At 66.9% G+C, this 21,199-nt stretch carries 11 protein-coding genes; 7 read left to right on the forward strand and 4 right to left on the reverse strand.

What is annotated here, in order from left to right; translation table 11 throughout:
• Position 1 precedes the first annotated feature (1 nt).
• Positions 2-487 carry an SRPBCC family protein gene (locus ACFPOU_RS05880; protein ID WP_379718139.1) on the forward strand — a complete coding sequence of 162 codons (486 nt, stop codon included), beginning with the start codon at positions 2-4 and terminating at the stop codon, positions 485-487.
• Positions 488-533: 46 nt separating this feature from the next.
• On the opposite strand, the gene ACFPOU_RS05885 is transcribed toward ACFPOU_RS05880, so the two are convergent.
• From ACFPOU_RS05885 to hemE, 3 genes are all read right to left on the reverse strand, one after another.
• Positions 534-1,973: a dihydrolipoyl dehydrogenase gene (locus ACFPOU_RS05885; RefSeq protein WP_379718141.1), complete on the reverse strand. Its 1,440-nt coding sequence runs from the start codon at positions 1,971-1,973 to the stop codon at positions 534-536.
• A gap of 43 nt (positions 1,974-2,016) precedes the next feature.
• Positions 2,017-4,038, reverse strand: coding sequence for a primosomal protein N' (locus tag ACFPOU_RS05890; RefSeq protein WP_379718143.1), 2,022 nt, complete (start codon positions 4,036-4,038; stop codon positions 2,017-2,019).
• Between the two features lie 566 nt (positions 4,039-4,604).
• Positions 4,605-5,687 carry a uroporphyrinogen decarboxylase gene (gene hemE, locus ACFPOU_RS05895; protein ID WP_379718145.1) on the reverse strand — a complete coding sequence of 361 codons (1,083 nt, stop codon included), beginning with the start codon at positions 5,685-5,687 and terminating at the stop codon, positions 4,605-4,607.
• A 167-nt stretch (positions 5,688-5,854) separates the two neighbouring features.
• Here hemE and ACFPOU_RS05900 point away from each other — a divergent pair, with 167 nt between their 5' ends.
• From ACFPOU_RS05900 to ACFPOU_RS05925, 6 genes are all read left to right on the forward strand, one after another.
• Positions 5,855-7,792 (forward strand): S9 family peptidase, encoded by a 1,938-nt coding sequence (locus ACFPOU_RS05900; RefSeq protein WP_379718147.1) that lies wholly within the window; start codon positions 5,855-5,857, stop codon positions 7,790-7,792.
• Entirely contained in the window at positions 7,789-11,934 is a 4,146-nt protein-coding gene (locus ACFPOU_RS05905; RefSeq protein ID WP_379718149.1) for a DEAD/DEAH box helicase, read from the forward strand. The genes ACFPOU_RS05900 and ACFPOU_RS05905 overlap by 4 nt, the downstream gene beginning before the upstream one ends.
• Positions 11,935-12,103: 169 nt before the next feature.
• On the forward strand, positions 12,104-14,038 hold the full coding sequence (locus tag ACFPOU_RS05910) for a DUF885 domain-containing protein (protein ID WP_379718151.1): 1,935 nt from the start codon (positions 12,104-12,106) through the stop codon (positions 14,036-14,038).
• 165 nt (positions 14,039-14,203) lie between these two features.
• Positions 14,204-15,007 (forward strand): CsgG/HfaB family protein, encoded by an 804-nt coding sequence (locus ACFPOU_RS05915; protein ID WP_379718153.1) that lies wholly within the window; start codon positions 14,204-14,206, stop codon positions 15,005-15,007.
• 279 nt (positions 15,008-15,286) lie between these two features.
• Positions 15,287-17,023 carry an extracellular catalytic domain type 1 short-chain-length polyhydroxyalkanoate depolymerase gene (locus ACFPOU_RS05920; protein WP_379718155.1) on the forward strand — a complete coding sequence of 579 codons (1,737 nt, stop codon included), beginning with the start codon at positions 15,287-15,289 and terminating at the stop codon, positions 17,021-17,023.
• Between the two features lie 194 nt (positions 17,024-17,217).
• Entirely contained in the window at positions 17,218-18,717 is a 1,500-nt protein-coding gene (locus ACFPOU_RS05925) for an alpha/beta hydrolase (protein WP_379718157.1), read from the forward strand.
• Between the two features lie 86 nt (positions 18,718-18,803).
• Here ACFPOU_RS05925 and ACFPOU_RS05930 read toward each other — a convergent pair whose 3' ends face one another.
• Positions 18,804-21,113 carry a TonB-dependent receptor gene (locus ACFPOU_RS05930; RefSeq protein ID WP_379718159.1) on the reverse strand — a complete coding sequence of 770 codons (2,310 nt, stop codon included), beginning with the start codon at positions 21,111-21,113 and terminating at the stop codon, positions 18,804-18,806.
• Between the last annotated feature and the right edge of the window lie 86 nt (positions 21,114-21,199).

A 21,199-nucleotide genomic window follows, 5' to 3' on the forward strand; every position in this document is an offset into this window, starting at 1 on the left:
AATGAAATTTGAACACCTGATTGAAGTGAACGACCCGCTCAACCCGCTGATGGACACCCTGACCCGCGAGCAGGTATGGCGCGGCCTGGTGATCCGCGCCGAGTCGCCCAAGCTGTTCATTCCGCACCTCGACGAGTGCGACATCAGCGCGCGCCAGGCGGGCAGTTTCAAGCGCCGCCTGCGTTACGGCGACCTGATTGTCGAGGATACCGTCCTCCTGAGCCCGCTGCAGGAAGTGCGCTATGAAGTCCCGGCCCAGGGCGACATCAGCGCCTCGCTGCTGACCATGACCATCGAGTCGCCGTCCGAGCACATGCTGTACGTGCGCTTCAGCTACGACGACGGCATGGCCGAGTCGACCGACGGCGCGACGAAGATGTACGAGGAATTCAAGAAGTCTGCCTACCAGGAAGCCGATATCGACACGATGCGCATCGTGCGCCAGATGGCCGAGCAGGGCAACCTGGATGCGAGTTATTTGAATTGACCCGGCGCGCGTCGCCATGGGGAGGGCAGGTGCGCCCTCCCCATGCTCACGTGCCCGGCTCCGAATCGGCTGCGTCCGTGTGATTCGTCCTCGTCGCCAGATTCGCCGCCAGGTCGCGCAGCGCCGTGCGCACGCCCTCTTCGATGACCGGATGATAGAAGGGCATGTCGAGCATCTGCGGCACCGTCAAATGGGCTTGCGCCGCCCAGGCCAGCAAGTGCGCCAGATGTTCGCCGCGCGGTCCGATCATCTCGGCGCCGAGAAAGCGGCAGGAGCCATACTCGGCATACACGCGCAGCATTCCCTTGTTCTGCAACATGACCCGGCTGCGGCCCTGGTTCACGAACGACACCTGCCCGATCGCGAATTTCGGCCGCCCGCCCGCGCATAGCGCCTTGTAACTCTTGCCGAGCGTGGCGATGTTCGGTTCCGTGAATGCGATGCTCAAGGGCGTGCGGCGCAGGCCGGGGCGCACGTCCGGATAACGGCCCGCGTTCTCGCCGGCGATCTTGCCGTGGTCGGCCGCTTCCGCCAGCAACGGCAGTTCGTTGTTCGCGTCGCCGGCAATGAAAATGTGGCTGGTCCCGCACTGCATGGTACGGCTGTCGAAATCGGGCACGCCGTTCGCCGTCAGCTCCAGGCCGCTCGCTTCCAGTCCCATGCCGTGCAGGTTCGGCGCGCGTCCCGTCGCCAGCAGCACGTACTGAAAATGTTCCTCGGTCTCGACCCCGCGCGCGTCGCGCGTGGTCAGGCGCACCCGCTCTCCCTGCTGCTCGGCGCCCACGACTTCGGTCTGGAAGCGCAGGTCAAGTTCCTGGGCCAGCGCATGGCGCGCCGCACCCAGCACTTCCGGGTCGCTCAGTTGGGCGAGGCTGCCGCCGCGCGCGAACAGGCTCACTTTCACGCCCAGACGCGTGAGCGCCTGGCCCAGTTCCAGACCAATCACACCGGTGCCGATCACGGCCACCGAGCCTGGCAGATCGTCCCAATCGAACACGTCGTCGCTGGTGACGATGCCGGGGCCGACGCCCTGCAGCTGCGGCAGGATCACGGGCGTGGAGCCGGTGGCGATCACGATGCGCGCCGCTTCGATCTCGGTATGCTCGTCGAGCTGTAGCGTATGCGGACCGGTGAAGCGGGCATGGCCGCGGATGCGGTCTTCCAGCGGAAAACTCTCGACGCTTTCCAGCACGAAGCCCACAAAACGGTCGCGCTCCTTGCGCACGCGTTCCATCACGGCGCGGCCGTCGATGCGCTTGTCGCCGGGATGCACGCCGAAGCCGGGCGCGAGGTCGAGCATGTGGGCGGCGTCGGCCGCGGCGATCAAGAGCTTGCTGGGCATGCAGCCGACCCGCGCGCAGGTGGTGCCGTAGGGCCCGCTTTCGATGACGACGGTACGCGCGCCCTGGGCCACCGCTGCGCGGTAGGCCGACATGCCGGCCGTGCCGGTGCCGATCACGGCGACGTCGACTTTCATTTTCTTCATGCTGTTCTCCCTAGGACTTCCAAGACGATACGCCGTTTCGAACTTAAATGTCGAGCGGGTCCACTTCCAGCGACCAGCGCACGCGCGTCTTCACCGCCCGCAATAGCGACAGCCACTCCTTCAGGAAGGCTTGCAGCGCCGGGCGCGAGGCCGACTCGGCCAGCAGCTGGGCGCGGTCGACATTCTGGACGCGCGTCATCGTCATCGGAATCGGGTCGTTCAGGGTCACGGCGTCGCTCGGCAGGATGGCGCGCGCCTCTTCCAGGAAGGCGATCGCGGTGGCCAGCTCGGGCGCCTCGGCGCGCAGCAGCGCCTGGTACATGTAGGGCGGCAGCGCGGCCTGGCGCCGTTCTTCGAGCAGGCTGCCGGCGAAGCGGTCGTAGTCGTGGCGCACCACGGCCGAGTACAGCGGATGGGCCGCATAGCGGGTCTGGATCAGCACCTCGGAGGCGTTGCCGGCGCGCCCGGCGCGGCCGGCCACCTGCATCAGCTGCGCGAACAGGCGCTCGCTGGCCCGGTAATCCTGCGAGAACAGGGCCGTGTCGGGATTGAGGATGCCGACGAGCGTGAGTTTCTTGAAATCGTGGCCCTTGGCGACCATTTGCGTGCCGATCAGGATGTCGACTTCGCCGCGGTGGACGGTATCGAACGCTTCCTGGGCGCTGCCCTTCTTCCTCGTCGAATCGGCGTCGATGCGCAGGATGCGCGCTTGCGGGAACATCGCGGCGAGCCCCTCCTCGAAGCGCTGGGTGCCGCGCCCGAGCGGCTGCAGGTCGACGTTGCCGCAGGTCGGGCAATGGCGCGGAATGCGCAATTCCAGGCTGCAGTGGTGGCAGCGCAGCCGGTGCTCGGGCTTGTGCAGCACCATGAACGACGTGCAGCGGCTGCAGTTGCTGATCCAGCCGCAGGCTTCGCACGTGATCACGGGCGCATAGCCGCGCCGGTTCAAAAACAGCAGCGACTGTTCGCCGCGCTCGAGGCGCTGGCGCAGCGCCGCCAGCAGGCCCGCGGTGAGTCCTTCTTTCGGCTTGTCGCGCTCCATGTCGAGCACGCGCACGGTCGGCAGCACGGCCTCGCGCACGGCGCGCTCGCGCAGTTCGAGCTTGCGGTAGCGGCCCGTCTGGGCATGGTGCCAGCTTTCCAGCGACGGGGTGGCCGAGCCGAGCACGATCGGAATGGCGAGCTGGCGCGCGCGCCAGACGGCCAGGTCGCGCGCCGAATAGCGCAAGCCTTCCTGCTGTTTGTACGAGGGATCGTGCTCCTCGTCGATGACGATCAGCTGCAGGTGCGGCAGCGAGGCCAGGACCGCCAGGCGCGTGCCCAGCACGATGCGGGCGCGGCCCTGGTGCGCCGCCAGCCAGTGCAGCATGCGCTCGCCTTCGGACAGGCTGCTGTGCAGGGTCGCCAGCATCAGGCCCGGGAAGCGCGCGCGGATGTTGCCTTCCAGTTGAGGCGTGAGATTGATCTCGGGGACCAGGATCAGGATCTGCGCCTGCGGATCGCGCGCCAGCACCTGGGCGCAGGCCTGCAAATACACTTCCGTCTTGCCGCTCCCGGTCACGCCGTACAGCAGCAGCGGGGTGAAGCCGACCGCGCCGCCGATGGCGTCGGCCGCTTCCTGCTGTTCGCGGTTCAGGGCGGGCATGCCGACCGGCGCCGGGTCGCCCGGCGGCGCCAGCTTCGCCATTTTTTTCAGGGCGCGGTCGAGCGCCACGGTGGTCGGCATCCGCACATTCTTCGGCAGGCCGGGCAGCGCCACTTCGCCCAGCGGACGCTGGTAGTAATCGGCGGCAAAGGCGGCCAGCGCCAGCCATTGCGGCGACAGGGCGGACAAGGCGTCGCGCACGGCGATCGCGTTTTTCAGTTTATCCGGCGCGACCTCGGTCTCCTGCGCGATGGCGACGATCAGGCCGACGACTTCGCGCCGCCCGAAACTGACGAGCGCCAGTTGTCCCACCTGGGGCAGGCTGCCCTGATCATGCGGCCAGCCGTAATCGAATACGCTGTTGAGCGGCGTATCGAGCGCAATCCGAAGGATGCAGTGCGGAAGGATGCAATGCGCCAATGTCTGACCTTGTATAAAAGCTGTGGAAAACTTTGTGGAGAAGGAAGCGCTTGACCCGGTGCAGAGTTTACGTTAAGTCAAATGACATACGGATCAGTCAACGTTGGAAAAGAATATTCCATTTAAATTCAATGACTTGCGATTAACGAAGTAGTCCACAGCAACTCGCTTCCTGCAATGCAACGATTGTGTATAACTGTGTTTTTTCTTCTCGTACATGCCCACGCAAGATCAGGAATTAAACAAGACTCTCCGGTGCCGCCCGTAAGTGCTTGTCGGGGCAGGCATTTTTATCGCTGAGCTGTACAGCCTGTGCATAACTTTGTGAACAAGGCCCGGGAAACTGCGGTTTCTATGCTGGAAGAATAGCTTCCAAGTGGTTATGGGCGCCGGGATTTAAAGATAAACCCTAGCAATTTCAACCACTTATGATTTCTCCGCCGCCACTGGACCTGTCCACAGGATCGCAAGACACGCTTTCGCAACATGTGAACAAGTGTGATGTTGCGCTCCGATCCAGCGCCTTTTGCACGGCATCTTTCCTGCGGCGCCGCAACAATACGGGGTCAGCCGGCGCGCTGCCGGCGGCTGAACGCATGCACTGCCTCGACCATGGCCGTCACCGACTCGGGCGGCGTGAATTGGGAAATCCCGTGACCGAGATTGAACACATGGCCGGAGCCCGCCGACGGCACGCCATAGGCACTCAGGGAGCGCTCGACCTCGAGGCGGATCTGCTCGGGCTGCGCGAACAGGATCGCCGGATCGAGGTTGCCCTGCAAGGCGACGCGCTCGCCCACCAGGGCGCGCGCGCGGCCCAGGTTGACGGTCCAGTCCAGGCCCAGCGCGTCGGCGCCGATGTCCGCCATCTCGTCGAGCCAGATGCCGCCGCCCTTGGTGAAGACGATCGCCGGAATGCGCACGCCGTCCTTCTCGCGCTGGAGCTGGGCCAGCACCCGTTCCATGTAGCGCAGCGAAAATTCCTGGTAGGCGCCGTCGGCCAGGGCGCCGCCCCAGGAGTCGAAGATCATGACGGCCTGGGCGCCGGCGTCGATCTGCGCGTTCAGGTACCGGGCCACCGCCGTGGCATTGATGTCGAGGATGCGGTGCATCAGGTCCGGGCGCGCGTACAGCATCTTCTTGATGGTGTGGAATTCGCGCGAGCCCTGGCCCTCGACCATGTAGCAGGCCAGCGTCCACGGACTGCCGGAAAAGCCGATCAGCGGCACGCGGCCAGCGATTTCGGTGCGAATTTGCGTGACGGCCTTGAAGACGTAGTCGAGCGCCGCCATGTCCGGTACGTTCAAGGCCATGACATCGGCCTCGGTGCGCAGGGGACGCTCGAATTTCGGGCCTTCGCCGTCGGCGAAATACAGGCCCAGGCCCATCGCGTCGGGTACCGTCAGGATGTCCGAAAACAGGATCGAGGCGTCCAGCGGATAGCGGTCGAGCGGCTGCAGCGTCACTTCGGTGGCGTAGTCCGGGTTCTTCGCCAGGCCCAGGAACGAACCGGCGCGCGCCCGCGTGGCGCGGTATTCCGGCAGGTAGCGCCCCGCCTGCCGCATCAGCCACACGGGCGTGTACTCGGTCGGCTGGCGCAGCAGCGCGCGCAGGAAGGTGTCGTTCTTGAGCGGGGCGAATTGTGGCATGGCTGACAATAAAGGACGTCGGAAGACGGCTATTATCGCATTCCTTGCCCCGCATTTGCGACGGGCCGCGCGCGCCCGCGCTTGCCAGGCATCGCCCGCCGCTTCCCTGTCTACCGGCATAGGCTCTTATAATGCGGTTCCATCCTTTACCGACGCCCTACGCCACCATGACCGAGCCCACTTGCAAGCAGGCCGCCCCCAGCGGCACCTGGACTTCCCCGATCAGTGCCGCCGTGGTTGCGGCCGGCGCCGTGCCGCTGTCGCACATCGCGCTCGACGGCGCCGACGTGTTGTGGCTGGCCGGGCGCGCCAGCGAGGCGGGCCGCACCACGCTGCAGCGCCTGCGCGCCGGCGCGCTTTCCGAGCTGACGCCGGCCCCGTTCAACGTGCGCAATCGCGTGCACGAGTACGGCGGCGGCGCGTATGCCGTCGACGGGGGCACGGTCTGGTTCTCGCACTTCGCCGACAACCACCTGTACCGGGTCGAGGATGGCGGCGAACCGGTCATGCTCACCAGGGAAGAAGCCGTGCGCTACGCCGACTTCGTGCCCGACCGCGCGCGTGCGCGCCTGGTCGCGGTGCGCGAAGACCACCTGGCGGGCGCGGCCTATCCGGTCAATACCATCTGCGCGGTCGGCTTCGACGGCAGCGAAACCATTCTCGTGGACGGCAACGATTTCTATGCGGCGCCGCGCATTTCGCCAGACGGGCGCCAGCTGGCCTGGCTGTGCTGGGACCACCCGCGCATGCCGTGGCAGGGTACGGAACTGTGGGTGGCCGACCTCCAGCCGGACGGCAGCCTGGTCGACGGGCGCCTGGTCGCGGGCGGCATGACCGAGTCGATCTGCCAGCCCGAATGGTCGCCCGACGGCTTGCTGCACTTCGTGTCCGACCGCAGCGGCTGGTGGAACCTGTACCGCTTCGAAGGCGGCGTGGTCCACCCGCTCTGCCCGCGCGACGCCGAGTTCGGCGGGCCGCACTGGAGCTTCGGCGCCTCGATGTACGGCTTTCGCTCGGCCGAGGAAATCATCTGCACCTATATCGAGGACGGCATCAGCCGCCTGGGCCGCCTGTCGACGCGCGGCTGCAGCCTGACGCCGATCGAGACCCCCTACCAGGAGATCCGCGAGTTGCGCGTCTCGTCCGAGCGCGTCGCGGTGCTGGCCGGCGCGCCGACGATCGCGCTCGAACTGGCCCTGATCGACCCCGGCAATGGCGAACGTAGCGTGCTGGTGCGGTCGATCGCCCACCTGCCTGCTGAAGCGTATCTGTCTGTCCCGCGCAGCATCCGCTATCCGAGCGCGCACGGCCGCAGCGCCTACGCGTTTTACTACCCACCGGCGAATGCCGACTTCACCCTGCCCGAGGGCGAACTGCCGCCCCTGATCGTCATCAGCCACGGCGGCCCGACCAGCATGGCCACGAGCACCCTGAAACTGGCCACCCAGTTCTGGACCAGCCGCGGCTTTGCCGTGCTCGACGTGAACTACGGCGGCAGCGCCGGCTTCGGGCGCCTCTACCGCGACCTGCTCGAGGGACAATGGGGCGTCATCGACGTCGAGGATTGCGTGGCCGGCGCCCGTTACCTGGCCGAGCAGGGCCTGGTCGACCCGGAGCGCCTCCTGATTCGCGGCGGCAGCGCCGGCGGCCTGACCACCCTGTGCGCCCTCACCTTCCACGACGTCTTCAAAGCCGGCGCCAGCTATTACGGCGTGTCCGATCTCGCAGGCCTGGACGCCGATTCGCACAAGTTCGAATCGCACTACAACGAATACCTGATCGCCCCGAAGGCGCAGGCGCAAGCGGTCTACCGCGAGCGCTCGCCGATCCACCACACCGATGCCCTGAAGCGTCCGATGATCTTCTTCCAGGGCCTGGACGACAAGGTGGTGCCGCCGCAGCAATCGGAAACGATGGTCGACGCCTTGCGCGCGCGCGGCGTGCCGGTGGCTTACCTGGCGCTGGAAGGCGAAGGGCACGGCTTCAGGAAGGCGGAGAGCGTGGTGCGTACCCTGGAAGCGGAGCTGGCGTTTTATTTGCGCGTGTTCGGCATCGCGCTCCCTGAAGGATTGCCGCCGCTGGAGATCGAGAACCTGGCTGCATGAACGACACTGCCCTGCTCCACGAATTCGAGCAATGCCCGGCGGTTGCGAAAACGATCCTCGCCGTGCTGGCGCTGGCGGGCGAGCCGCTCGGCCGCACACGCCTGGGCGAGCAGCTCGATGCGCTCGGCGTGCTCGATTCGGACCAGCATCTCGCCGACTGTCTTGCCATCCTGCAGGAGCGCGGCCTGGCCAGCATGGTGAGCGGGCGCGGCACCGTCGTCACGCCGGACATCGCCTGGCCCGCGATCGACTTCCTGCTGCGTAGCGGGCGGTTCGGCGAAATGCGCGACATCTACCACGCGTTCAACCCGCTGCGGCGCGACTGGCAGGGTGTCCCGGTGCTGCGCAGCTACCGCCAGGGCGTGGCGCTATTGCGCATGGCATTGATCGGAGGCGACGGCCCGCAATCGATCGCGCCGCTGTTGAACGCCTGCCTGCGTTGCCACGAAGCGGCCTACCTGCACCCACTCGTGGAAATTTGCGGGCATCCGTTCGAACCCGCCCTGGTCGAGCACATCGACCCGGCACTGCGCGACGAGGTGCTGGCGGTGCTGGTCGACCACGTCCAGCGCGAGCCGCTCATGGCGCCGGCGGTGCGCGCCCATGCCGAAGCGCAGGTGGCGCGGGGCGGCGCCTCGATGGCATTGCGCATCGCCCTGGCCGAGCACCTGATCCTGTGCGGCCGCCTGGACGATGCGGGCGCCCTGCTGCACGACCTGGACGATTCGGCCGCGCTGTTCTACCGCAGCGTGCTGCTGCTCCTGCGCGACCACATCGACGAAGCATTGGCCGGCTTCGACGCGGCCCTGAAACTGCTGCGGCGCGAGACCGGCAAGCGCAAGGCCGTGTTCGCGGGCTTCGGCGGCCACCTGTATGTCGCGGCCCTGCTGCGGCGCGGCGACGCCAAACAGCAAAAGGCCGTCGAGAGCTATCTCGGCAGCGCCACGCGCGCGGTGCAAAGCCACGATACGGCGGTGTACCAGCAACTGAGCATGCTGCGCCAGATCCGCGGCGGTACGGTCGATGCCGAGGTGCTGCCCTCGCGCAACTGGGAGACCGCGCTGCAGCCGGTCATGTTCCGCGCCCTGCTGCACTGGTGGCTCGGCATGCCGCAGTTGTCCGGCCAGCGCGCCAGGCTCGAAGAAGCGGCGGCGCTGGCGGCGGCAGCCGGCTTCGATTTCATCGCCGCCCAGCTGGCCGGCATGCTCGGCCAACTGGGCGCCGTTCACCACGAGCAGCGCGCCGTCGCCCTGCGCCAGCAGCACCGCTTTACCGACATGACCCACTGGTTCGAGCGCGAGCAGCCGTGGGAGCGCCAATTGAACGCCCTGATCAACCTGCAGCCGGCGGTCAACGTCGAGGTGGTCAAGGAGTCGCGCCTGGTCTGGCTGATCCGCTACGACGCCCAGATGGGCGTGCAGGAACTGGAACCGCGCGAACAGAAGCGCGACGCGCAAGGCGCCTGGAGCCGCGGCCGGCCGATGGGGCTCAAGCGCCTGACGGAAGACGCGGCCGCGCTCGATTTTCTGACCGCGCAGGATTTGTTGGCCGTCTCGAGCATCGGCGCGGCGCGCCAGTACTACGGCAGCGGCCTGCGCTACGAATTCGATCTCGACAAGGCGCTCGCCGCCCTGATCGGCCACCCGCTGCTGTTCTGGTTCGATGCGCCCGGCACCCGCGTGGAATTGCTGCCGGGCGAACCGGAACTGCTGGTCAAAGCGGCGAACGAACACGTCACCATTTCGCTGCGCCCACCGCTGGGCGCGGCCAGCGGCGACGTCGTCGTCACGCGCGAGACGCCGACCCGCCTGCGCGTGGTGCGCGTGCGCGACGAGCACCGCCGCATCGGCGCGATCGTCGGCGAGGCGCTGGTGGTGCCGCTGGAAGCGCAAGTGCGCGTGCTGCAGGCAATCGGCGCGATCTCGTCGATCGTCACGGTGCAGTCAGACATCGGCGCCAGCGCGGCCGACATCGAACGTATCGATGCCGATGCGCGCCTGCACGTGCACCTGCTGCCGTATCAGCATGGCCTGCGCATGCGCATCCTGGTGCGCCCGCTGCCCGACACCGGCGCCTATTACGCGCCGGGCAGCGGCGCCGAACGCGTGATCGCCGATTTCAACGGCATCCGCACCGAAGCCAGGCGCGACCTGAATGCCGAGCGCGAAGCCGAACGCCAGCTCGTCGCGTCCTGCCGCGCCCTGGAAAGCGCCGAGGAAGAACACGGCGAATGGCTGCTCGGGCAGCCGATCCAGTGCCTGGAACTGGTGAGCGAACTGCAGGAACTCGATCCGGCCCAGGTCGTGATCGGCTGGCCGGAAGGCGAGCCTTTCCGCGTCAGCAGGAAGGTGAGCTCGCAATCGGTTCGCGTGAACATCAAGCGTGACAAGGACTGGTTCGCCGCGAATGGCGACGTGGCCATCGACGAGGGCCGCGTGATGGATTTACGCGAGCTGCTCGACAAGGTGCGCGCCGGCGACGGCCGTTTCGTCGCCTTGGGGGACAACCAGTTCCTGGCGCTGACCAACGAACTGCACCGGCGCCTGCTGGACGTCGCCGCCTTCACGGACGCCGATGGCGAGGTGTTGCGTGTCCATCCGCTGGCCAGCTTCGCGCTGGAAGAACTGGCCCTCGGCGCCGGTGGCGTCGAAGCCGATCAAGCCTGGCGCGCGCACATCAAGAAGATGGCGGACAACGCGGCCTACGAGCCGCAGCTGCCGTCCACGCTGCAGGCCGAGCTGCGCGACTACCAGCGCGAGGGCTTCGACTGGCTGGCGCGCCTGGCGCACTGGGGGGTGGGCGCCTGCCTGGCCGACGACATGGGACTCGGCAAGACCCTGCAGGCGCTGGCGCTGATGCTGCTGCGCGCCCCGGACGGCCCGGCCCTGGTGGTCGCCCCGACCTCGGTCTGCACCAACTGGATCGCGGAAGCCGAACGCTTCGCGCCGACCTTGAACATCAAGCTGTTCGGGCCGGGCGAGCGCGCCGAAATGATCGCGCAAGCGGGCAACTTCGACGTCATCGTCGCCAGTTACGGCTTGCTGCAGCTGGAAGCGCCGCTGTTCGCGAAAAAGCGCTGGCACACGATCGTGATGGACGAGGCGCAGTCGTTCAAGAATGCCGCCACGCGCCGTTCGCAGGCGGTGATGGCGCTGCAGGGCGACTTCCGGATGGTGGCCACCGGCACGCCGCTGGAAAACCACCTGGGAGAACTCTGGAACCTGTTCCGCTTCATCAACCCGGGCCTGCTCGGCACGGCCGACCAGTTCCAGCTGCGCTTTGCCGGCCCGATCGAAAAGGCGCAGCTCAATGGACACGACAAGCGCGCCGAAAGTGCGGCGCGCGCGCGCCTGAAGCGCCTGACGCAGCCCTTCATCCTGCGCCGCACCAAGGCGCAGGTGCTGACCGAGCTGCCGCCGCGCACCGAGATCGTGCTGCCGGTCGAACTCAGTGCGCAGGAGATGGCGCTGTACGAATCGCTGCGCCGCGAAGCGCTCGACAAGCTGGCCTCGCTGGAAGCGCCGCAAAGCCAGAAGTCGATCGCGATCCTGGCCGAGATGATGCGCTTGCGGCGCGCCTGCTGCAATCCGGAGCTGGTCGCGCCCGGCCTCGGGATCGCCAGCAGCAAGCTGGCGACCTTCGCGCACCTGGTCGAGGGCCTGCTCGAGAACCGCCACAAGGTGCTCGTGTTCAGCCAGTTCGTCGATCACCTGTCCCTGATCCGCGCCCACCTGGACGGGCGCGGCATCGGCTACCAGTACCTGGACGGCGCGACGCCGATGCAGGAACGTAAGAAGCGGGTGGACGCCTTCCAGGCCGGAGACGGAGATTTGTTCCTCATCAGCCTGAAGGCGGGCGGGGTCGGCATCAACCTCACGGCGGCCGATTACGTAATCCACATGGACCCGTGGTGGAACCCTGCGGTCGAGGACCAGGCCTCGGACCGCGCACACCGCATGGGCCAGCTGCGGCCGGTGACGATCTACCGGCTGGTGGCGCGCCACACGATCGAGGAAGGCATCGTCGACCTGCACCGCCACAAGCGCGACCTGGCCGACAGCCTGCTCGAGGGCGGCGACCTGTCGGCGCGCATGGCGCCGGGCGAGATGCTGGCCATGCTGCAGCAGGGGCTGGGCGGCTGAACCCGGCATCTGGCGCTGCCGGGCATGCCATGGCGCCGGTCCAGGCGATCGGCCTGCGGGGCAGCGCGATCCGCGCGAAAAATGCTAATCTTGCGCGCTGCCGTGCCGCCGCGTCGAAACCTGCAGCGGCGCCGCCCACCCGAATCCCCATCCTTACGGGCCGAACACCATGATGAAATCGAAACTCGTGCTGGCAGCCATGATCGCCAGCCTCGCGCTGGCACCGGCCAGCGCCAAGCAAGCCAGACCATCGAAGCCGAAAGCGGCCAAGGTCGTCAAACCGCAGGCCGGCGCCAAGCGCGTCGCCGCCCCTGCCGCCAAGAGCAAGGGCAAGAAGGGCAAGGCCGCCGTCGCCGCCGCCGCCGTGGCCGCTGTCGCGGCGCAGCCGGCCCAGGCGCAGACCCCGGCGCCGGTCCTGGCATCGAACGAGAAGCGCCTCGACCGCCGCGCCGACTCGCTCAGCATGCAATACCTGACGGCGCTCTGGCGCGTCGATCCGGAAGGCGCGATCGCGGTCGGCAAGTTCGATGCCGCGGCCAGCCTGACGGTTCCGGACGCCGCCACGCGCGCCAAGAAACTCGCTTTCAGCAACGAGTGGCTCGAAAAATTCCGCAAGATCGACCCGCGCCAGCTGTCGCCGCGCCAGCGCACCGACCTCGCCCTCTTGGTCAACAAGCTGGAAAACGACCGCTGGCGCCTGACGACGCTGCGCGAGTTCGAATGGAACCCGGCGCAGTACAACGTGGCCCAGCCGCTCGACCTGATCCTCAATACCGACTACGCGGCCAAGCCGCAGCGCCTGCGCACGATCCTCAAGCGCCTGGCCAACGTGCCGGCCTATTACCAGGCAGCGCAAGCGTCGCTCGTGAATCCGACGCGCGAGCACACGCAGCTGGCCCTTTCGCAGGCGCCGGGCACGCTGGTGGTGCTGGCAGATCTGGGCCAGGCCGCGCAAGGCTCGATCCTGAATGCCCAGGAAAAGGCGCTGTTCGCGCGCCGCGTCGCCGCGGCCGGCAGCGCGGTGCTCGGCTATGTCGACTTCCTGACGAACCTGGAAAAGACGCAATCGGCCAGCGGCACCGCGCGTCCGTTCAGGCTGGGCAAAGCCCTGTACGAACAAAAATTCGCGCTCGAGATCCAGTCGGCCAGCAGCGCCGAGCAAACCTACCGCAAGGCGCTCGCCGCGCGCGAGGAGCTCATCGCGCGCATGAATGCGATCTCGGACGAACTTTGGCCGCGCTACATGGCCGGGACAGCCAAGCCGGGCGACCGCTTCCAGAAGATCGGCATGCTGATCGACCGCCTCTCGACGCGCCACGTCGCGCGCGAAAACTTCTTCCCCGAGATCCGGCGCCAGATCCCGCTGCTGCAGGACTGGGTGATCAAGAACGATTTGTTGACGCTCGATCCGGGCAAACCGCTGGAAGTGCGCGAGACGCCGATGTACCAGCGCGGCGTGGCCGGCGCCAGCATCGATGCGCCAGGCCCCTACCGTCCGAAGGACAAGACCTATTACAACGTCACGCCCCTGGATGGCTTGTCGGCGGAGCAGGCCGAGAGCAGCCTGCGCGAGTACAACGAATGGATCCTGCAGATCCTGAACATCCACGAAGCCATCCCCGGCCACTACGCCCAGCTGGTGCATGCGAACCGTTCGCCGTCGCTGGTGAAATCGCTGTTCGGCAATGGCGCCATGGTCGAGGGCTGGGCCGTCTACGGCGAGCGCATGATGCTCGAATCGGGCTATGGCGGCAACGCCCCCGAGATGTGGCTGATGTACTCGAAATGGAACCTGCGCAGCGTCACCAACACCATCCTCGATTACTCGGTACACGTGAACGGCATGGGCCGCGAGGAGGCGCTCGACCTGTTGACGCGCCAGGCCTTCCAGACACGCCAGGAGGCCACCGAAAAATGGCGGCGCGTGCAGCTGTCCTCGGTGCAGCTGACCAGCTATTTCAGCGGCTATGCCGACATCATGGAATTGCGCGAGCAACGCAAGCAGGCGCTGGGCGAGCGCTTCAACCAGAAGCAGTTCCACGACCAGTTCCTCAGCTACGGGAATGCGCCGGTGAAGATGATCGCGGAGCTGATGCAGGACTGATGCGGACGATCTGAAAACAACGAACCGGGGCCGCGCGCCCCGGTTTTTTTCATGCCCGCGGCGAGCTTGACTGCCGCGGTTTGATGGCTGACAAATGATGCTATAGGGCAAACCTTAGGATCGGAGGCTGGCGCATTTTTCCTCCACCTCACCCAAGGACCCTGTATGAAAGCGATCCGCGTTCCGCTGTTGATTTCCCTCCTGTCCGTTGCGCTGGCCGGCTGCGGCACGACGCCGACCATCGGCGCCTCCGGCGCCAAGACGGTGGCCACGGGCGCCGCCGGCGGCGCCACTGCCGTGAATGCCAGCGGACAGCTCGAAAAATGCGACCGCACGCTCGGTACGCTGTCGATCGTCGAGGAATCGAACCAGCCCTGGCTCCAGCAGTTCACCGCCGAGTACCGGATGCAAAGCACGGTGCCGCTGCTGCGCATGATCGTGCAGCAGTCGAACTGCTTCGCCATCGTCGAGCGCGGCCAGGTGTTTCGCAACATGCAGGCCGAGCGCACGCTGATGGACGCAGGCGAGCTGCGCAAGACCAGCAACCTCGGCAAGGGGCAGATGGTCGCCGCCGACTACACCGTCACGCCCTCGGTCACCTTCAGCGCCAAGGGCACCAGCAACTACGGGGCCCTGCTTGGCGGGCGCATCGGCATGGTTGCCTCGCTGGTCGGCAGCTCGATGAAATCGAACGAGGCCTCGACGATGCTGCTGTTGATCGACAACCGCTCGGGTCTGCAGCTGGCCGCGGCCGAGGGCAGCGCCCAGAACTGGGACCTGGGCCTGATGGCCGGCTTCTTCCAGCACGGCCTGGCCGGCGCCAGCGGCTACAGCCGGACGCCGCAGGGCAAGGTGCTGGCCGCCTCGTTCATGGATTCGTACAACCAGCTGGTGAAAGCCGTGCGCAGCTATAAAGCGCAGTCGGTCGCCGGCGGCATGGGCAATGGCGGCCTGTTAAAGACCAACTGAGGAACGCCACGCATGCTGTGCAAAACCGCACAAGCGGCGTGCCTGCGCGCCGCTTGTGCGGCTTGGGAGCAGGTCTAGAATACCCTGGCGACTTCCCGTCGCGATACACCATACCGACAGCGGAGACCGGCCAATGCCTACCCTTCCCCCGCCCGCCTCCTAGCGTTCAGTCGCAAGCTGCCTGCTCTCCCGTTTCACCTATCCCGGTGCGTCCAGTGCGACGCCGTCGCGTCCTCGCGCCCGGGTCGATCATCGTGTTTCACGCAACGGAGGCGTCACATGGCATGTTCGTTTCGTCAGGCGGCCCGCCAGGCTGTCCTTTTCGCCGCATTGATTCCCTGGGCCGGCGCCCAGGCCCAGGTGCAGGCCGGACCCGGGACCTGGTCCGGCAACCAGACCTGGGCCAGCGATACCGTCAACGGCGGCGCCCTGACCGGTTACTACTATTGGCCCGCCACCGCGCCTGTGCTGGCCGGCAAGCGCGCGCTGGTGCTGGTGCTGCACGGCTGCTCCCAGAGCGCCGCCGGCGACGTCATCGACGGCGCGGCCGACAAGGGCTATAACTGGAAAGGCGTGGCCGACAGCTACGGCGCCGTGATCCTGGCCCCGAACGCCACCGGCAACCTGTACGGCTCGCACTGCTGGGACTGGGCGAAAAGCACCCACAGCCGCAGCACCGGCCACTCCGGCATCCTGCTCGATCTGATCAACCGCTTCGTCAGCAACCCGCAGTACGCGATCGACCCGAAACAGGTGTATGTCGCCGGTCTCTCCTCGGGCGGCGCCCAGACCATGGTGATGGGCTGCCTGGCGCCGGACATCTTCGCCGGCATCGGCATCAACGCCGGCCCGCCGCCGGGCGTGACGACCTTGCAGATCGGCGCGGTGCCGTCCGGCTACACGGCCACCACGGCCGCCAACAACTGCAAGAACCTGGCAGGCGCCAATCTCCCGCAATTTTCCACCCAGGTGGCCGGCGTCATCTGGGGTACCAACGACTACACGGTGGCGCAGGCCTACGGCCCGCTCGACGCGGCGGCGATGCGCATCGCCTATGGCGGCACGTATGCCAAGGGCGTGGCCGCCACCGTGCCGACCGGCGGCAGCAACATCCCGTACACGGATGCGAACGGCAAGGTGCGTACCTCGGAAATCACCGTCACCGGCATGGGCCACGCCTGGCCGGCCGGCAGCGGCGGCCAGAGCGGGAACTATGTCGACGCCACCAAGGTGAATTACCCTGCCTTCGTGATGGACTTCTGGTTCAAGAACAACCTGCGCGTGGCCCGCGTCGCGCCGCCGTCGATGAGCTCGTGCAGCGCCGGCGTGTCCGGTTCCACCGTCACGGTCAACGGGGCGGCCAGCGGCACCATCGGCAGCTATCACGTGGTCTTGAACGGGCCGACGCCGGTCAACGATGCGGCCGCCGGCAGCGGCGCCAGTTTCAGCAAAGCCTATGCGGCGCGCGCCGACGGCTATTACAGCGGCAGCGTGACGGCGACCGACAGCGGCACCGGGTTGACGTCCACCGCCTGCGCCATCGCCCAGTTCCTGGTGGGCGCGCCACCGGCCTTGCAGGCCCCGGCCAATCTCGCGGTCGGCGCGCGCACGGCCGCCAGCATCGCGCTGAGCTGGAACGCGTCGAACGGCGCCACCGGCTACAACGTCTACCGCAACGGGACCAAGGTCAATGCGTCGGCGGTCGCGGCCACCAGCTACACCGACACCGGCCTGGCGGCAGCCACCAGCTACAGCTATCAAGTCTCGGCGCTCGGCAACGGCGGCGTGGAGAGCGCGCGCTCGGCGACGGTGACCGGCAGCACCACGTCCGGGTTTGCCTGCACCACGACCAGCGCCAGCAACTACACGCATGTGCAGGCCGGGCGCGCCCACGACAGCGGCGGCTATGCGCTGGCGAACGGCTCGAACCAGAACATGGGCCTGAACAATACCTTCTATACGTCCACGCTGGCGCAAACCTCGGCCGGCTATTACATCATCGGCAATTGCCCGTAACCGAAGGCGCAGGACCTTGCCGGGGCCGCTGCCCCGGTTTTTTTTCGCCCATCCGTGCACCCGCCCCGGATCAACCGTTGCAGTCGGGTCACGCGCGCAGGCTTTGCTTACATTGTTTTCCGATTAACTCTAGAATAAAACCGCCAAGCGGACTCTGGTTTCGCTGTGCAAAACAATAACCATGGAGACCTTCGATGAAAAAGCAGCTCAGCATTTTCGTATCGCGTCGGCACATCGCCCCCCTGCTGGCGGCACTTGTCCTGTCCGCCTGCGGCGGCAGCGACGACGACACGGCGCGCCTGCCGCAGGCAGCGGTGACACCGGTTCCCTTCGCTGCGGCGCCGGAACCGGCACGGGCGCAGGACACGCGCACCTTCGCCCCGGTCCAGACCGCGGCGACCTTCGCGGCGCTGGCCGGCACGCCCGCCACCGACCGCTGGTCGGGCATCCTGAACAATACGAGCTACCAGGTCGAGGTGCCGACGAACTGGAACGGCATGCTGGTGATGTACGCGCACGGCTATGCCGGCGAAGGCGCCAACCTGTCGGTGTCGCCGCCGGCGATCCGGCGCCATTTGCTGAGCCAGGGCTATGCCTGGGCGGCCTCGAGCTACAGCAAGAATTACTATGACGTGCGCGCCGGCGTGGAAGACACGAACGCGCTGGCGATCGAATTCGTCAACATCGCGCGCCAGAACGGCCGCACCCTGGCGGCCCCATTCAAAACCTACATCATGGGCGTGTCGATGGGCGGGCATATCACGGCCGCCGCCGTCGACGAGGAGAACATCGCCACCGCCAACAACCGCATCCGCTACAACGGCGCCTTGCCGATGTGCGCCGTGCTGGGCGACACCGAGCTGTTCGATTATTTTGCCGCCTACCAGAGCGCGGCCCAGGTCGAAGCCGGCATGCCCGCCACCAGCTGGCCGGTGGCGAACTGGGCGGCCATCGCGCCGCAGGTGCAGGCCAAGCTGTTCTCCAGCTTCCCGGGCGGCACCCCGAACGGCCCGGCCGTGCCGACGGCGCAGGGCCTGCGCCTCAAGCAGATCGTCCAGAACCTGACCGGCGGCCCGCGCCCGCTGTTCGACCTTGCCTACGCCGGTCCGCTGCAGGCCACCGTCTGGGGCACCTTCGGACGCGACGGCAAGATCAACGGCATCCTGAGCGAGGACGTGGTGAGCACCAGGGACATCGTGTTCCAGCTCGATGCCGACCCGGCCCTGAGCGCCGAGGAGCAGGCGTACAACGCGTCGATCTTCCGCGTCCAGGCCCAGCCCGATGCGAACCGCCTGCGCCGCGACGGCCTGCGCTGGGTGCCGAAGACGAATGCCCTGATCAGGGTCCCGATGGTCACCATCCACACCCTGGGCGACATGTACGTGCCCTTCAGCATGGAGCAGATCTACAAGCGCCGCGCCGATGCGGCCGGCACGGCCGGCTTGCTGGTGCAGCGCGCGATCCGCGGCATCAGCCACTGCGACTTCACGCTCGCCGAGCAGGTCGCGGCCTTCGAGGCGATGGTGAAATGGGAGCAGCAGGGAATCAAGCCCGAAGGCGACGACGTCCTCACGCCCGCGGTGCTAGCCGATCCGAAGTACGGCTGCAAATTCACCGACAACACGCCGTCCGAGGGCGACAGCGCGACGCTGCTGAACACGCGCAGATCGCTGCCGCAGTGCAGCGGCACCTGAGGCGCCACGGCCGACCCGATAAGGCCGGCGCATGAAAAAAGCCGGGCCGATTCGCATCGGCCCGGCTTTTTACCTTGCGGCGCCGATCAGAAGTTGACGCGGAACTGGGCGCCCGCGGTGCGCGGCTCGTTCAGGATACCGGTCAGGTTATTGAAATCGATGGCGCCGACGATCTGCACGCGGTCGGTGATGTTGCGTGCAAAGGCCGCCACTTCGTACTTGCCGTCGCCCCACTTGTAGCCGACGCGCAGGCCGCCTTCGACCAGCGACCTGGCCTTGTACTCGCGCGCTTCGTACAGGAACATGTTGTAGGTGCTGCGGTAAGCCCAGTCGGTGTAGGCGAAGAAGTCGCCCTCGCCCAGCGGGACCGTGTAGCGCAGGCTGAAGTTGGCCTGCCACTTCGGCGCGCGCGGCATCGGGTTGCCGTCGATGCGCACGGTGCCGGCGAACGGGCCGGCCGGATCGGTGACCGTGCAGCCGGCCAGGGCGCCGGTGTTGGCGAAGTTGCCGCATTGCTGGACGAACAGCGACGCATCCTTGATCTCGGTATCGTTGTAGCTGGCGCCCAGGGTCATGCGCAGCGAGTCGCTCAGCACGGCCTGCAGGTCGAGCTCGACGCCCTGGCCGGTGACCCGGTCGGCGTTGATCAGCTGGTTCATGTTGATCACGCCGCTGCCGGCGGTGAGCTGCTTGTCTTTCACGCGGTACTGGAAGACGCTGGCCGAGACGCGCGCGCGGCGGTCGAACAGGTCTTGCTTGATGCCGGCCTCGTAGGACAGGGCTTTCTCGGCGTCGGCGAACGATGGACGGTCGGCCAGGCCGTTCAGGCGGCCCTGCATGCTCGGTGCGCGGTAGCCGGTGGCGACGCGCGCGAACAGGTTCGTGTCCTTGTTCAGCGCATACGTGCCGGAGAGGTCCCAGCTGACGTTGTCCGAATCGTTATGGATGCCGAAGGGGCCGGCGGTGGTGGCTTCGACGCGGCGTGCCGAGAAATCCTTCTTGTCGCTGGTGTAGCGCAGGCCGGCGCGCAGTTTGAGTTGCTCGGAGACCGCGTAGTTCAGCGAACCGAAGGCTGCCCACGACTTGGTCGACTGGTCCTGGGTGGCGTAGAACGGATTTTGCGGATTGCCCGGCGCGAGCGAATCGAAGCTGATGCTGTCGATGCGGATGTCTTCCTTGAAGAAGAACAGGCCGCCGATCCACTGCAGCGGACCGGGCACGTTCGACTCGGCGCGGAACTCCTGCGTGTACTGCTTGTGCTCGGGCAGCAGGTCGGCCGTCTCGACGACGAAGGGAATGAAGCCGGGGCCCATCGGCTGCGCGTAGACGGCGCCGAAACCGCCGTCGACGTCGGCGCGGCTGAAGAAGTCGGCCGTCTCGTAGCCGGTGATCGAGTGCAGGGTCACGCGGTCGAGGTTCCAGCGCAGGCGCATGTTGGCGCCCTTGGTGCGCAGGGTCTGCTCGTTGACGCCATCGGTCGGATAGCTGCCGTAATCGAAGCCGTCGACCAGCGCGTTGGTGCCCTTCTTGATGATGTTCGCGCGGAACAGCGTGGCATTGTTGTCGAGGTCGCGGCCATGGAGGTTGAACAGGGCGCTGAATTGCCTGTTCGGCTGCACCAGCACCTGCACGCGGGCGGCGGTGTCGGTATAGCCTTCGAAGTCGCGGGTGCCGGTTGGACGCGGGTTGTGCACGCGGTCGTCGCGCACGTTCGACTGCAGCGACACGCGCGCGGCCACCGTCTCGCTGATCGGCAGGTTGTAGGCCCCTTCGGCATTGAAGGAGCGGTGGGTGGCGAAGCCGCCGCTGAAGTAACCCTCGGTCTTGCCCAATACCGGACGCACCGAATCGAACTTGATCACGCCGGCCGGCGAGTTGCGGCCGAACAGCGTGCCCTGCGGGCCGCGCAGCACCTCGACCTGTTCGACGTCGAACACCGGGAAGCCTTTCAACATCGGGCTTTCCTGGACGATGTCGTCGACCACCAGGCCCACCGGCTGCGATGCATTCAGGTCGAAGTCGGTATTGCCCTGGCCGCGGATATAAAAGCGCGGGAAGGAGCGGCCATAGTCGGATTCGACGTTCAGGCTCGGCGCGCGGCTGGCGAGGAAACGGATGTCCTGGCCGCCGGCAGTGACTGCCCCGAGGCGGTCGCCGCTGAAGGTGGTGATCGCCATCGGCACGTCCTTGATGTTCTCGGCGCGGCGCTGGGCCGTCACGATCACGACGTCGAGGCGCTGTCCGGACTGCGCGTCGGCCTGCGCGGCAGGCGTTTCCTGCGCCGGCGCGGCTGCCTCCTGGGCCTGGCTTGCCTGCAGCGGGAAGGCGCTGGCGACGGCCATGAACATGAGGGTGCGGCAGCTTGGGAAGGACAGGCGGGATCCTGGACGTTTCATCGTATTCCTTAAGTAGCGGAGAAAACCGGCGACAATATTTGCAGCGGCGCAAAAGCGCATGAACGCTGGGCAAAATTGCAAAAGCG

Origin of the sequence: Massilia jejuensis, from assembly GCF_042656795.1 — a bacterium.
Lineage (GTDB): Bacteria > Pseudomonadota > Gammaproteobacteria > Burkholderiales > Burkholderiaceae_D > Telluria > Telluria jejuensis.

What these genes read in the sequence shown, in the direction of transcription:
- ACFPOU_RS05880 (WP_379718139.1), top strand. Translation starts at nt 2, where the DNA reads ATGAAATTTGAACACCTGATTGAAGTGAACGACCCGCTCAACCCGCTG.
- ACFPOU_RS05885 (WP_379718141.1), bottom strand. Translation starts at nt 1,973, where the DNA reads ATGAAGAAAATGAAAGTCGACGTCGCCGTGATCGGCACCGGCACGGCC.
- hemE (WP_379718145.1), bottom strand. Translation starts at nt 5,687, where the DNA reads ATGCCACAATTCGCCCCGCTCAAGAACGACACCTTCCTGCGCGCGCTG.
- ACFPOU_RS05900 (WP_379718147.1), top strand. Translation starts at nt 5,855, where the DNA reads ATGACCGAGCCCACTTGCAAGCAGGCCGCCCCCAGCGGCACCTGGACT.
- ACFPOU_RS05905 (WP_379718149.1), top strand. Translation starts at nt 7,789, where the DNA reads ATGAACGACACTGCCCTGCTCCACGAATTCGAGCAATGCCCGGCGGTT.
- ACFPOU_RS05910 (WP_379718151.1), top strand. Translation starts at nt 12,104, where the DNA reads ATGATGAAATCGAAACTCGTGCTGGCAGCCATGATCGCCAGCCTCGCG.
- ACFPOU_RS05915 (WP_379718153.1), top strand. Translation starts at nt 14,204, where the DNA reads ATGAAAGCGATCCGCGTTCCGCTGTTGATTTCCCTCCTGTCCGTTGCG.
- ACFPOU_RS05920 (WP_379718155.1), top strand. Translation starts at nt 15,287, where the DNA reads ATGGCATGTTCGTTTCGTCAGGCGGCCCGCCAGGCTGTCCTTTTCGCC.
- ACFPOU_RS05925 (WP_379718157.1), top strand. Translation starts at nt 17,218, where the DNA reads ATGAAAAAGCAGCTCAGCATTTTCGTATCGCGTCGGCACATCGCCCCC.
- ACFPOU_RS05930 (WP_379718159.1), bottom strand. Translation starts at nt 21,113, where the DNA reads ATGAAACGTCCAGGATCCCGCCTGTCCTTCCCAAGCTGCCGCACCCTC.